The sequence below is a fragment of the Paenibacillus anseongensis genome (genome assembly GCF_009757995.1).
Taxonomy (GTDB): domain Bacteria; phylum Bacillota; class Bacilli; order Paenibacillales; family NBRC-103111; genus Paenibacillus_E; species Paenibacillus_E chondroitinus.
The window spans coordinates 103,312-117,796 of the sequence record NZ_WSEM01000012.1; the positions used below are offsets into that span (position 1 = coordinate 103,312).

Genomic DNA, 14,485 nt, shown 5'->3' on the forward strand with positions numbered 1-14,485 from the left:
CCTTTTCATTGTATCAAAATCAGCTCGGCAAGCAAAAAGAAGCAGAGCCTGCAAGCTTGCGGCCCGCGGGTCTCCACTTCCTTTTAACCGTACGCATGAATCTTTGTTTATAACTAAGCGGCTTCCTCTTATTCAGCAGGCGTCTCAGCTAACGTATTTTTGTCTCCGACTGTAAGCGGCACATCCATCCGTTTGCCGTCACGAATCACACCTAACGTTACTTTATCGCCGACTTTTGTAGCTTGAACTTTCGTGATCAACTCTTGAGAGTTCTTGATCTTCGTACCGTTAATATCAACAATTACATCGTATTGGCGAAGGCCAGCTTGGAAAGCAGGACTTTTACGTTGAACGCTGCCAACCAATGCTCCGTCCGTATTGGAAAGCTTCAATTCGCTAACCCAGTCTTTACCGATATCTTGCAAGCCTACACCCAAGTAAGGAACTGGTTCTTTAGGAATTTGAACGTTGTTTTTCAGGTTCTCCAAGACGGAAGAGATGGTGCTTGTCGGAATGGCAAATCCTATACCTTGGGCTTGCGAGCTTACCGCCGTGTTAATCCCGATAACCTCACCGTTCAGGTTGAGCAGAGGTCCGCCGGAGTTACCAGGGTTAATGGAAGCGTCTGTTTGAAGCAAATGCTTATACTCGCGTGTTCCTTTGGTATCTGGAATAGAGATCGGACGTTCTTTCGCACTCAGCACACCAACCGTTACCGTATGATCAAAACCGTAAGGGTTACCGATGGCAACAACCCAATCTCCAACATTCACATCTTCTGCTTTGCCAAGAGGGAGAATCGGGAAATCTTTGTCGCCTTCAATTTTGAGGACAGCCAAGTCTAAGTCATAGCTGTTACCAAGCAATTTGGCTTTAAACGGTTTATCGTAGCCCTCAACCGTAATTTGCACTTCATCAGCGCCGTCAACCACGTGTTCGTTCGTTAAAATATAGCCGGTTTTCTCGAAAATAAACCCTGTTCCCATCCCTGCCGGCTGAAGCTCGCCGCTGCCTGAATCTTGCGTACCGCTTTTTGGTGCGGTATTGCCGCCGCCGTTATCTCCGAAGAATTGACGGAAGAACGGATCATCGAAAAGCGAGTTGCCGCCGCGCGTCGACTGCTTCGGTTTCACCAAAGATTCGACCTTCACGATAGCTGGGCCGGCATTTTGCGCGATCGCGGAAATATTACCAGGGCGAACAACGTCAAGCCCTACATTTTTCACTTCGCCGTTATCGCTGGAACTCTTCGTCGTAGCCGTCGTCGTGCTGCCCGAAGCCAGCGGCTGGTTGCCTGTGAACAAGTTCATTTTGTCAGCGGTGAACATGAGTCCTCCTACAACCAAGGCTCCTGCCATGAAAGCAGCGAAAACGCTTTTTACAGAAGAAGAACGTTTTCTAGTATGCGAATCCCAAGGACCAGGTCCTTGTGCAGAACTTACATCCGGTCCGAAACTGAATGGGCGCAAGTTCTTAGGCGGGGTAACCTCGACGCTGGACGTTCCCTCTGTACCTGATGCGGAGGTTGTAAGTGCTTCCTGTTCGTTATTCTCGTTAAAAGCGGACTTGTAAGGTCCATAAGAATAATAGTAGGAAGGTCTTTCTTTGTTCGGGTCCTGCGGTTCTTCAGGGTTCGTTTCTTTACGGTTCATGGAGTCGTTCGAATCGCTATTGTTATTCTGCGACTTGAAGAAGTCGCTATAGTCTTTTTTGTTGTCTTCCATATTTCTTACCTCCATTTGTTTATACGAGTTATAAAGTGCATGTTTGTTAGTTGGATGATGTCTTGTTGTCTATGGTACTATCATGCACTCACAACCTTAAACGAATATTAAAAAACAATAAAATGGAGGTAAAAAAAGGACAATTCTATTGTATCCAAGCTTGTTCGACTTTTTTGAGCAGACCTGCGGCTTCTTTTACCCACTTGTCGTCTACGGCAGCATCCGGATCGAGCGGTGCCTGAAACTGATCAATCATCGCTCCATAGGTTTCCGCCTCTGCTTCTTGATCAAGGCCTTCATTATAGACATGTTTCAGTACAAATGGAGTTCCCACCTCTACGATGGCATCCGTCGCCTCTGTATCGCCATCAATTCTTCCCGTCACCACTTGAAAGGGGATACGCAACCACACTTTATTGGCTTCATCTAAAGAGCGGTCAAAATACCCATGGTCATAATCCCAATTACCGCCCAACGTAAAATCAAACTCCTGCAGGTGGTCTCTGACACTGTCGAAGGACTCTTTGACCTGTTCTAATGAAGAAGATATTGTTTTCATTCCGACACTCCTTAAGCGCTCATATTAATTTCCTTACGCATAGAGTGTTCCAAAATGTAGTTTTTATGTGTCATGAGGGCTTACTTCCTTAAACCCAACCTTTCCGGTGTGCAAAAATAGCCAATTGTGTACGATCATCCAATTCACACTTCATCAGCAGATTGCTGACGTGTGTTTTAACCGTTTTTATACTAATAAAAAGCTCCTCAGAAATGTCTTTATTGCTTTTCCCTTCGGCAATCAATAGCAACACTTCCTTCTCACGGGAAGTCAAGCCTTCTTCCTCCGGCATGGCATTCCGTTGTCTAACCCCTCTCGTCAGTGCCATAGATACCTCCGAGTTCATCACAGGCATGCCGCGGTATGCGCTCTGGATGGCGTGAATCAATTGATCGGACGAGACGGTTTTCAGCATGTAGCTGATAGCTCCCGACTCTACGGCCTCAAGCACCTTGGCTTCTTCCAGAAAGCTGGTTAACATAATGATTTTGACCTGCGGAAATTTGGCGTAAATTAATTTGGTTGCTCCTATCCCGTCTAGAACAGGCATCGTGAGATCCATCAAAATGACATCAGGGAGCCCTTGGGACAGCTCACCGTTTAACTTATCGAACGCTTCTTGCCCATTACCGGCTTCCCCCACAACTTCCAGACCAGGTTCCATCGAAATATAAGTCCTTAAGCCAACACGAACCATATCGTGATCATCAACAATCATTACCCTAATGTTACTCATGGCTTTCTCCCTCTCTTTCCTTTGTAACCATGCCAATCTGACCTGTAAAACGCGGAATGCGGACCCTGACACGGGTGCCTGAGCCTAATTTACTGTCGATCTCCACATCTCCGCCCAGCTTTTGCGCTCGTTCTCTCATCGTGGATAAACCATGGGAAGCTGAAGAAATATCCTTTCGCTCGAATCCTTGGCCATCGTCTTGCAGCTGAAGCACATACTGATGCTCTCTTTCATAAATAGCCAGCCTTACTCCTTGGGCAGAAGCATGCTTCACCACATTCGCAAGACCTTCTTGGATAATCAGGAAAAACTGATGCTCAATCGCTTCTGAAATCGGATCACGCAAAGAAACGTCAAGCTGGCCCTGCAGCTCATGGGTCCGGCAATATTCCGGAAACCACTTCTCCAGGGCTTCTTGAAGGCTCATATCATTTAATTCAATTGGTCTAAGCTGTGAAATCAAACCTCTCATCTGCTTCTGGGCATGGTGCGACATTTGAATCAGCTGATTCATAACTGCCCCCGCTGCATCCGGGTTTCTTTCCAGTATTTTGGGCAGAGAGGACGCTGACATATGAATAGCGAAAAGCTCCTGGCTCACCGTGTCGTGCAAATCGCGCGCAAGCCGGCGCCGTTCTTCCATAACGGCATTCTCTGTAAGCTCTTGATCGCGAATCGCCTCGGCCTCGCCAAGTTTTTGCAAGAGCTGAACACGCTCTTCGACAGAAGCCGCCATCTTATTAAAAGCATCATATAAGTACATGAACGGTTCAACAGGCTCAAGCTCAATACGGCTGGCGAAATTCCCTTTGGATAGTTCGAGCATAGCCACATGAAGTTCATCGACCTTACGCTGCCATCTCTTGGTTGCTACATAACCTACTGTTAAACAGACCGCTAAAATGGCAATGAGAAACCACATCCGGAACTCCCATGAGGCAAGCTCCCGGCTGTAGTATTCCAGCACAATAAAAATACTTGAGACAGTGAGTAAACTCGAAATCAGAAAGTAATTCAGCAGCTGCCACTTCATATTGAACATTCGCAATTTGTACATGCTCCATCCTTAACCTATCTTTTTGATTGTTATATCACCAATAAACATGCTTGTCGTGACGATAAGCTTTCGTTCGGCTTCATCATAATGAGAGGTCTGTGTTCTCACGCTGCGCAGAAACCCACTCTCACGGCGATCAAGAACTTTCATGTCCCCTATAAAAGAACTTGCCATCACACGGACTTCTACATCCAGATCGTTAGGAATAAAAATTTTCACGTCCCCGATAAAAGCAGTTACATGGATCGTTGTTTCTCCAAGCGGAATGGCGGCACGGGTCAAGTCAATAACAGAATCTCCAATGAAGTGAGAGATTTGAATCGGCTTCAGCTCCCAAGCTTCCTGCCCAAGATGAACATCCCCAATGAAGCCGTGGCGATGAAGAACATCACCTGAATCAAAATTGCGCACGAAGTCATCGTAGCGATGACCGTGACTGTGGCCGTGACTGTGCCTGTGAAGATTCTGCGTTTTCGGCTGACCATGCGATTCCGATTGAGCTGTAGGTGCCTTCGCGGGTGAATCCCCGGAGCCAAGCCATTCGTCCGCATGCTTTTGATGAAATTCGCCATGAATATCTTTGAGAACTTCTTTTTCCTCGTCGCTCAGTGTATGCTTGGTTTCGCTTCCTGTGAAAAGGTCCCGCTCTACTTTCTCCTTATGGTTCCAGCCCGCGGAGTCCCAAGGATTACTATGTCTCTCGTGCTCCTTGCGTCTTGCTTCCCGTCTCTCTCTTCTTGCTTGCTCTTTCGCTTCTTTCATCGAAAGCCAGTCCGGCGACTCTCTGCGGCCAGGGCGGAAGATAACGTTCAGCCCGAATAAGATTAAGGCAACAGGGGCCAAAATTTTAAACATTTCTCCCAGCGAGCGATCAGTGAGATTCAGATTCTTAAGAAGGAAAATCGTTCCGACACCGCAAACGAGTAAGCTCCAAATCGAACCTCCCCAATGATACTTACGCTGCCATAGGAATCCGACGAGCCCGTAAAAGATGAGAATGACAGGCCAATACGTGGAAAACATATAAGCAAGGTCAATATGAATGAACCCCAGTTGATTAAGTAAAAATAGGATACCTGCCGTCACAAGGACAAGCCCCCAAATCATGCGTTGAAACATATGCGGATTCATACGTTCTTCCTCCATTTGTGTACATCGTTGTTAAGCTACTTCTAGTCTATAAGATACAAGCAAGATTGAAAAGAGACGAGGGATTGAAGGCCGCCTCGGTCTAGAGACTGAGTTTTTCGAGCACAAACACAAAATAACTGACATGGATTTGGAAGATACGAACAATACGTTCTATATGTTATGTATTCTTACGTATTTCGTTGACATGCTTATCATGAGAACCGTATAATTGTTCCATTAGAACGCTTCGAATATAAGGGAGAGATTAGAAATGGATCAAATCCAACAGCTTTCCAGCGGTCTAGATACCATATGGGTGGTACTAACAGCTGCCATGATTTTATTGATGGAAGGGGGCTTCGCGTTACTGGAAGCAGGCTTTGTCAGGCAGAAAAATGCCGTAAGCATCATTATGAAAGTGTTTGTTGATATCGCTTTCGGAGCACTTATTTTCTATTTCATCGGTTTCGCACTCATGTACGGCAAAGACGCAGGGGGAATCATCGGCACGAGCGGCTTTTTCATGGGAGGAGATTTGACACACATTGCGCTTAACATCTCACATGAAACCTACTGGCTATTCCAATGCGCTTTCGTTATCGCCGTTATCTCCATCGTATCGGGCGCAGTGGCCGAACGCATCAACTTCCGAGCTTACATCCTTTACACCATTGCCATGACAGGTTTAATTTATCCCATTGCCGGTCACTGGGTGTGGTCAGTTGGCGGTTGGCTCGGCAAGCTCGGCATGGTTGATTTCGCCGGATCAGCTGTCATCCATGCACTTGGCGGCTTCTCGGCACTCGCTGCTGCGGTGATCATCGGCCCGCGGATCGGTAAATTCTCAGCGAATGGAACGGCCAACATCGTGCCACCCTCCAATTTGCCGCTAGCTTCCGTAGGCGCATTCATCCTATGGTTTGGCTGGTTCGGCTTCAACTCCGGCAGTACGCTAAGCGCTACCAATACATCGATCGGCCATATTGCCGTGACAACTATGTTAGCTGCAGCAGCAGGCTGCGCAACCTGCATCCTGTTTACAATGTTACGCTATCGCAAAGCTGACCCGCCAATGGTTATCAACGGCGCGCTTGCAGGGCTCGTCGGCATTACCGCCGGCTGCGCATTCGTTAGTGATATTGCCGCCATTTTCATTGGAGCTGTTTGCGGCATCGCGATGGTCTACGCTACTGAAATGCTGGAAGCCAGACAAATCGATGACCCTGTCGGAGCGTTCCCCGTGCACGGCATCAGCGGCAGCATCGGAACATTGGCTGTAGGCTTGTTCGCGCAGCCTGACGCTATCCGTGAAGGTACAGCCGGTTTATTTTATGGCGGTGGATTCGGTCTGTTAGGTGTTCAAGCATTAGGTCTTGTTACGGTTTGTATTTGGGGCTTCGCCCTCACATGGGGGGTCATGAAGCTCATTAATCTCATCGTACCTCTGCGTGTAAGCAGTGACGAAGAGCTCGTAGGCTTAGATGTAGGGATCCATGGGGTTCCCGCTTACAGCCAGGAGGACGGTTTTTTGGACTTGGAACAACTGAAAAAAGGATAAATCAACAGCAAAAAACCCTTCCAGACGGAAGGGTTTTAATTTGTTATTAGTTAAGCAGCTCTTCGAAATCATCTGGAATAGTGATGTCCTCGCCAGGCTTGGATTCGTTCATAATCTGTCTGGCACGCGCAATTTCGGCACGCAGCTTGTTCACTTGCTCCATCGGCTTCTTCACATAATGGATATACTCAACGGCCAGATGATGGTCAGGTTTCTTCCCCGTAAACATGCGACGAAGTGAAGACATTGCCTGATAAGCCCGCTCTTCCTTCATTCTCTTCATTTCGTAACGCTCCACTACCTGCTCGATCTCTAGAGCCTGCTGCTCCTTGCGGGCAATGTAAGCTTCCAGGAAAGGAAATACCTCCGCGGCTTTCCTTGATGTCTTTTGAGAATTACCGTCCAGTCGCATAGCATTCAGCACAGTCACTTCACCTATCTCTCCATGTTAACATTCATTACAGTAATCTTATTTTACACTAAAATAATGGTTTTGAGAACCATTATTTCAAGATTAAATCGATTCCTACGACACCAATCGGGGTTCCCGTGTCACCTATTATCGCTTTAGATAAAGTAATACACGGTTTTTTCGTAATAGCTGACACGTATTCCTCCGAAATGAAGAGTTCACCGGTCATCGCCCGCTTCCACCACTCTCTTCCTTTCCCATTCACAAGACCGGCTTCAGGCAGCGAAAAGACGAAGGTCCCGTCTGCCCGGTTCGACCAGATCGCCTCAATCCCGTCAGTTTTCTTCAAAACTGCGCTTAATTGGGCGGCATGATTCCCATCGATCAGGGAAGTGATGTCAGGTTTGAGGACAAGAGCGCTGAGCAGCTGCTTCATTTCTTGGATATTAACGTTGGTGGTCCCTTTCGTATTTTGCAAACCAACGGCCTGAATAGCTTGGATAAGCTCTGTCGAGGAGCGATCAAGATTTTGATTGATGTGCTGGAGCATCGAAACTTCCTGGCGCTGCTTTTTCATTTGCATAAGCGTGTTCTCCACGCTGTTCATGGTTTCGTTCATCAAATCTACCACTTGACCGAGCGAAGACCTCGTGCCTGTGACTAAGGTAGACTGCGTCTTGGTTGAGGTTGTCGTACTTGCAACGAGATTGTTGACATGCAGGATAAGCGAGAAAATCGTATCGATCTTTTCCTTCATCACTTTCATTTCACTAATTCCTAGTGCAACCGACTTCTTTTCTTCTGCAACTGCTGCGACAACTTGTGCAACGCCGCTCTCAATAGATGTCAAAATTTCCGAAGATGTTGTCACCGCTTCATGGCTTTGCGCCGCCAGCTTCTTGATCTCCTGTGCGACAACCGAAAACCCGCGCCCTTGCTCACCCGCTCTAGCGGCCTCGATGGAAGCATTAAGAGCAAGCAACGACGTTTGATTGACCACTTCGGCAATGAACGTATTGATTTCTTCGATTTTAGAAGTATGTGAGGTAAGATCCTGAATCTTGCGCTGCATCGTATCATTATTGATATGCAGATCGCTCATGACTTCGTCTGTGGCATTCAGGGAGCGGCATACATCAACAACCGTGTCTTTGGTCTGTTCGCTCTCTTTGTGCATATGTAACGATGAATCTAAAATATGATCGGCTGCAGCCGCTACCTGCTGAATCGCTGCGAACGCTTCCTGCAGCTGTCCTACCGCTTGATCGCTGCGTGCCTTGAGATCCTCTTCGCCTTGAATGGACGCATCGGCAATGTGCAGTAGTTGACTAATCGAGCGGTTCACTTCTTCTACCGCCGCTGCCAAGCGGTCCGCCACGACTTGCGATTCCTGAATAAAGGTTCGGAATTGCTCCTGCTGCTGCTTTTCAGAGTGAAGTGAAGCGCTCGATGACCTATTCATAACGGTAATCAATATCCCTAGAAACAAAAAAACAGCCAAACTCGCAGCCGTAAACCAATAAGATGTTGAAAATAAAGCCACTACATTTAAGGCAATACCGATGAGAATAAGACCATACAACCAAGCTTTCAGTTTCGTCTCTGCCTGCATAAGCAATTGGCACTCCTCCCAGATGGGCAAATGTTAGATTTTGCTACATTATATCGAAAATAGGCGACGATGAAAAGAAATAAAAAAACAGAGACCCCGAAGGATCCCTGCTCTTTTTTAACATCGCTATGGTTATTCGTTATTTGTTTTGGTTTTGTGTGTTCGTTTGTTGCTGCTTGTTAGGTACCGCAGTTTCCGTAGCGAATTCTACGTCTTGTGCTGCTTTCTTGTTGTTTTTGTTCTTAGCCATGTTCAATCACCTCCTGTATGTATATCGTTTCCCAAACAGGATTTTTTATGATGAAAAAATTTAGCTCGAACCATTTTTATAGCGATTTGGTAGGAGACAAGATCTCGTCCTTCAATTGATTCCAAATGAGCTCCGTCACCTTGCCGCTCCCCTGCTTGACGATAAAAACTTTGACGGTTTTCTTGCCCCATTCCTTGTAGACCTGATCTTTCGTGTCAAAATACAAGTCAATTTTCTTCCCTTTAATCGCGCTTCCCGTGTCGGCAACTACCCCGTAACCGTATCCCGGGATAAACAAAACCGTGCCTAACGGAAAAACTTTCGTGTCTGCAGCGATGGTCGATAGTGCTTTGTCGTCCCGCTTTACTTTGATCCCTGAAAAGGTAATGCCGTATTCAGGATGATCGGGATTTTTACCCGTGGATTCTTTACCCGCATAATAACCGGTAGCCGTCACTTCAACCGACTTAAGCTTGGACAAATCGGAGTCCAGCTTCGGCACATAGCGATAATTAACTTGCTGCCCACGATCTTGTGTTACTGGCACAGAAACAGGTTCCGAATTGCTCGGAGCATCCATTTGGTGCGGCACTTGTATATGGCTTACGGTTTCTGCCGTGTTTCTTGTTTCTTGTCCGAAAAGCGCAATCAAAACGTTCATGATCATCCAGGTTCCAAGCCATTTGGGCTTCGTAAATAACGCAGTAAACATTGTTTTGATACCTCCCCTACTATTGCAGGTTGTCCAGTTCATTCCAGAATTAAACCTCCATATGCAGACTCACTGATTAAAATGCCCCCTTTGCGTTCCCTTATACATACCAAAATGCCTAATTTTGAAAACAAAAAAAGCAGAGAAGAATGACTCTTCTCTGCTTTCGTTGTATACGATTATAGTTTTTTGCTTATTTCTTCATTGATCATGCCGATCACTTGATCAATCGGATGTGTACCCAGATCCCCTTGACCGCGTTTGCGGACAGATAGGCTTTCATTCGTTACTTCATTTTCCCCGACAACGAGCATGAACGGAATTTTCTCCAGCTGCGCCTCGCGAATCTTGTAACCCAGCTTTTCATTGCGGTTATCCGCTTCAACACGAATACCTGCAGCCAACAGACGCTCAGTTACCTTGTTTGAGAATTCCTCAAAAGCAGGCGATACTGGAATGACTTTAGCTTGTACCGGCATTAACCAAGTTGGCAAAGCACCTGCGAAATTTTCCAGCAAGAACGCTGTCATCCTTTCCATAGTCGAGATAATCCCTCTATGAATAACAACTGGACGATGCTTCTGGCCATCTTCGCCTGTATACTCAAGCTGGAAGCGCTCTGGCAGCAAGAAATCGATTTGCGCAGTGGAAAGAGTTTCCTCTTTCTTAAGAGCTGTTTTGATTTGAACGTCAAGTTTAGGACCGTAGAAAGCAGCTTCCCCTTCAGCTTCGTAGAATGGAAGACCTAGCTCTTCTACAACTTCACGCAGCATGCGTTGGGAAGTTTCCCACATTTGATCATCTTGGAAGTACTTTTCAGTATCCTTAGGATCGCGGTAGGAAAGGCGGAAACGGTAGTCTGTAATGCCAAAATCAGCATAAACTTGACGGATCAAAGTAACTACACGTGAGAACTCTTCTTTGATTTGATCCAAACGACAGAAGATATGAGCGTCATTCAGCGTCATAGCACGAACACGGTGTAAACCGGTTAATGCGCCTGACATTTCATAACGGTGCATCGTGCCAAGCTCTGCGATACGAACCGGCAGATCACGGTAACTGCGCATGTCGCTCTTATAAACCATCATATGATGCGGACAGTTCATCGGACGAAGGACTAGTTCTTCATTGTCCATGACCATTTTCGGGAACATATCTTCGCTATAGTGGTCCCAGTGACCGGAAGTTTTGTATAGGTCCACGTTGGCAAGAACCGGTGTATATACGTGCTGGTAGCCTAAACGCTCTTCCAAGTCCACAATGTAGCGTTCCATTGTACGTCGCAATTTAGCACCGTTTGGCAGCCAAAGCGGTAAACCTTGACCAACCTCGCGGGAGAACGCGAACATTTTCAGTTCTTTACCCAGCTTGCGGTGGTCACGTTTTTTTGCTTCTTCAAGCAAATGCAAGTGCTCATCCAGCTGCGCTTTTTTAGGGAACGCAGTTCCGTAAATACGCTGCAGCATTTTGTTTTTCGCGTCTCCGCGCCAGTATGCGCCCGCTACGCTCAACAGTTTGAAAGCTTTGATCTTGCCAGTGGATGGCAAATGCGGTCCGCGGCACAGGTCGAAGAACTCACCTTGATCATAAATCGTGAGCACGGAATCTTCCGGCAAATCACGGATTAACTCAAGTTTGTACGGATCTTCCAGCTCAGTGAAGATGCGAATCGCTTCCTCACGGGAAACCACGCGGCGAGTAATCGCCAGGTTTTCATTAGAGATGCGTTCCATTTCCTTCTCGATTTTCACCAAATCCTCTGGATTCAGCGGCGTTTCCAAATCGATGTCGTAATAGAATCCGTCTTCGATGACAGGTCCGATTCCTAATTTTACAGCCTTGTCGCCATATATGCGTTTAATAGCTTGTGCCATTAAATGTGCCGTACTGTGACGATACATTTCCAATCCCGCTTCATTGTCGAGTGTCAAAATCTCAACGTCAGCATCATTTTCCAAAGCGAACGACAAATCAACCGATTTTCCGTTCACTTTACCGCCTACCGCATTTTTCTTTAATCCGGAAGAAATGGACTCCGCCACTTGCTCAATGGTCGTTCCAACTGCGTACTCTCTCACTGCGCCATCTGGTAATTTCACTTGTACAACCATCTTCGTTCCTCCTGTATATGTGATTGAACGCAAAAAAGCACACTGCATCCCATAAGGGACGAGTGCGCTCAGCTCGTGGTTCCACCCTAGTTCGATTCGCTGCATCTCTTATCAAGTATGGCGAATCCTCATCAGCATTCGATAACGGGAATGATTCCGGTGTTGTATACTAACAGTCTGCAGATCAGACCGAATTCCACAACACGGCTACAAAGGGGTAAACCATCTGTTTCACTGAAGGAGATTGCAGCCTGGTCTCCTCTCTCTGTGCAGTTCTTGCAGAAAGTTCTTGTCTTTGATTAACGCCTTCGCTCACTATTATAATTGGCTCTTCGTTCAAGGTCAAGGGGATAGTTGGTCTTGTTTTTTCGCTTCCCCTAAATAAATGTCACATGTCCGGCAGTAGGAGCACACCGTCGTTCGATCCTCAAAGATCTGCCTAATCGTTTTGATGATCGTCATGTCAGCGTCTCTTGTGTGAATATAGATATTTGCAGGAGATACCGTTATCAACGTGCTCACGATCATATCTTCGAAATTAATGTCCTTTTCCAACATTTCCATTTTAAAAGAAGCATCAAATTCATTAGCATCAATGAGTTCCATACGATCATTCAAAATAACGAATTCATGCCCGCCTTTGTGAATGAGATGAACAACCGGAATTTTGGCTTCTTGGATATACACAAAATATTGCAAAAGAGAAATAAATTCCTGGTATTGGCGATCCATCATGAATTCGTCTATCGCATATTCCGCGATTTCCCGGAGCTCGTCCGTGTAATCTTGCAAACGGAAATGCAGGAAGCCGTCCAAACTGAGTCTTGAAGTTTCTTCTAGAGCCAACACGAGTTGGTCGACCAAGACTTGTCTGCGCCGCTGAATGCCGAAACTGTTGGTAAGAACAGGGGAGTCCTCTGTCCCTGTGTCTGTATAAACGGTCGGTTTACAGTACCCTTCGATAGCTTCTAAATCTTCCTTGGCCTCATATTTAAACTCTTTAATAAGCAATTGACGCAAAATACTTGATTCCTTGTCCGCAATGATGTGATCTGCCAATACACCAGCCAGATTCGGCAGCACTTGGCGTCGCACCGCTGAAATTTCCTCGTCAGTCAACTTCGATTCCAGGCGGATATATGCATGTGTTTCTGACCATTCGTATGCAATAGTCCATCCACTTTCAACCATATGTAAAAGTTGCAGCTCACGTTCGATTTGAGCGCTTAACGAACGCACATAGGACTCATCAACCTTCATGATCACGATAGTAAACAGCTCCATACCCTCACTCCTTCCATCAATACATCCTCCTCTTAAGAGTATATGGTCGATAGGTAGGAGATATACAACGAACAAATTGCCATTTCCTTTCAGCATTCTTTATCAAATCTTTAAGTAAAGTTATTCCAATCTCGCAAATTTTCATGCTATGATAATCATCGTAGTGCTTTAGTCTCAAATTGGAGTGAATATCCATGCAAATAGACGCATATCAACTGCACAGACATGCTTGGAACCGCAAGCTGCTGAACACCTACTGGTTCCTTGTCCTGCTTCAACTACCTTTCGAACTTCTCTACTCTTTCACTACAAAAAGAGATGCATCCTTCACATCAGGGCATCTTATTGTCTCCGTCCTTACCATGATCCTCATCCTGCTTATGCTGGAAACAACCAATAAATTTTATAAAAATCAGTTGGATTACCAAATCATTAGCGGCGGTGCGATCTTATCCTTCACCATTATTTACTTCAATTATGAAATAAATCTCGTTATCCTTTATCTTTTGCTTCCCATTTTCGTTTCTATTTTTTACCTGCAATTTTCCAAGATTATATATTCCATAGCTTTATCTCTCGTCTCCTTCTCCATTCTTTTTATTGTCAAATTGCGCTTACTCGCAGATTACACCTTCATAGATCTGCTGACGATACTGCCGGTACTAACTATTATTTCGATCATTACATTCGGTATTATTAAGCGCGGGGTTGAAATCCTGAACAATTTGCAAATAACAACGGAGCTGAAACAGGAATTATTGATCAAAAATATCATCATGGACAAGCTCTCCAAAACGGATGCGCTAACCGATTTGTACAATCATATTACCTTCCATGAATACTTGGATGAGCTTATCGTGCAAAACGCTTTAGGTCACTTCTGCATTCATATCGCTGTGCTCGACATCGACAATTTCAAGAAAGTCAATGATACCTATGGCCACAGGGCCGGTGATGCCGTCTTGAAAAACGTCAGCAGCACCTTGAAACATCATGTAGGCCTCAATGATTTTGTAGCCCGATATGGCGGTGAGGAGTTCGCTATCATTTTCACAGAGAAGAACACCGATGTGGTGTTTGACCTGCTCGAACGTATTCGTTGGCAAATTTCTCAAATGAAACAGGAAGAGCTGAACGGCCAACCTGTCACCATCTCTATCGGGCTCAGCGAGTATCAGCCTGGAACTTCCAAAGAGCTGCTTTTCGCCGGCGCCGATCAATCCTTATATACAGCCAAGAAAACGGGTAAAAATCGAACGATCATTCACACTGCTCCCTTGAAGGAAGTGCGATAAGTAACGCAGAAAAGCCTCCAACCACGATACAAGTGGAAGGA

The 14,485-nt window shown here is 45.9% G+C and carries 12 protein-coding genes; 2 read left to right on the plus strand and 10 right to left on the minus strand.

The features are described from left to right. Positions 1-128: 128 nt before the first annotated feature. From GON05_RS12875 to liaF, 5 genes are all read right to left on the minus strand, one after another. Positions 129-1,724, minus strand: coding sequence for a S1C family serine protease (locus GON05_RS12875; protein ID WP_157319521.1), 1,596 nt, complete (start codon positions 1,722-1,724; stop codon positions 129-131). 145 nt (positions 1,725-1,869) lie between these two features. Next, positions 1,870-2,283, minus strand: a complete 414-nt coding sequence (locus GON05_RS12880; RefSeq protein WP_157319522.1) for a YugN family protein — start codon at positions 2,281-2,283, stop codon at positions 1,870-1,872. Positions 2,284-2,371: 88 nt separating this feature from the next. Next, positions 2,372-3,019: a response regulator gene (locus GON05_RS12885; protein WP_127457786.1), complete on the minus strand. Its 648-nt coding sequence runs from the start codon at positions 3,017-3,019 to the stop codon at positions 2,372-2,374. Then, positions 3,012-4,076 (minus strand): sensor histidine kinase, encoded by a 1,065-nt coding sequence (locus GON05_RS12890; RefSeq protein ID WP_157319523.1) that lies wholly within the window; start codon positions 4,074-4,076, stop codon positions 3,012-3,014. Before GON05_RS12890 ends, GON05_RS12885 begins: the two co-directional genes overlap by 8 nt. A gap of 9 nt (positions 4,077-4,085) precedes the next feature. Beyond that, positions 4,086-5,207, minus strand: a complete 1,122-nt coding sequence (gene liaF / locus GON05_RS12895) for a cell wall-active antibiotics response protein LiaF (RefSeq protein ID WP_157319524.1) — start codon at positions 5,205-5,207, stop codon at positions 4,086-4,088. A 271-nt stretch (positions 5,208-5,478) separates the two neighbouring features. Here liaF and GON05_RS12900 point away from each other — a divergent pair, with 271 nt between their 5' ends. After that, positions 5,479-6,765, plus strand: coding sequence for an ammonium transporter (locus GON05_RS12900; protein ID WP_157319525.1), 1,287 nt, complete (start codon positions 5,479-5,481; stop codon positions 6,763-6,765). Between the two features lie 46 nt (positions 6,766-6,811). On the opposite strand, the gene GON05_RS12905 is transcribed toward GON05_RS12900, so the two are convergent. The 5 genes from GON05_RS12905 to ytxC form a co-directional block, all read right to left on the minus strand. After that, a complete protein-coding gene (locus GON05_RS12905) occupies positions 6,812-7,195 on the minus strand; it encodes a hypothetical protein (RefSeq protein WP_338114059.1) in 384 nt (127 codons plus the stop codon). A gap of 73 nt (positions 7,196-7,268) precedes the next feature. Then, positions 7,269-8,789: a methyl-accepting chemotaxis protein gene (locus GON05_RS12910; protein ID WP_246239115.1), complete on the minus strand. Its 1,521-nt coding sequence runs from the start codon at positions 8,787-8,789 to the stop codon at positions 7,269-7,271. Between the two features lie 326 nt (positions 8,790-9,115). Then, positions 9,116-9,751 carry a 3D domain-containing protein gene (locus GON05_RS12915; protein WP_276509498.1) on the minus strand — a complete coding sequence of 212 codons (636 nt, stop codon included), beginning with the start codon at positions 9,749-9,751 and terminating at the stop codon, positions 9,116-9,118. Positions 9,752-9,930: 179 nt separating this feature from the next. Beyond that, on the minus strand, positions 9,931-11,865 hold the full coding sequence (thrS, locus tag GON05_RS12920) for a threonine--tRNA ligase (protein ID WP_157319527.1): 1,935 nt from the start codon (positions 11,863-11,865) through the stop codon (positions 9,931-9,933). Positions 11,866-12,207: 342 nt separating this feature from the next. After that, a complete protein-coding gene (ytxC, locus tag GON05_RS12925; RefSeq protein ID WP_157319528.1) occupies positions 12,208-13,149 on the minus strand; it encodes a putative sporulation protein YtxC in 942 nt (313 codons plus the stop codon). Positions 13,150-13,343: 194 nt separating this feature from the next. Here ytxC and GON05_RS12930 point away from each other — a divergent pair, with 194 nt between their 5' ends. After that, on the plus strand, positions 13,344-14,444 hold the full coding sequence (locus GON05_RS12930; RefSeq protein WP_157319529.1) for a GGDEF domain-containing protein: 1,101 nt from the start codon (positions 13,344-13,346) through the stop codon (positions 14,442-14,444). The last annotated feature ends 41 nt before the right edge of the window (positions 14,445-14,485 follow it).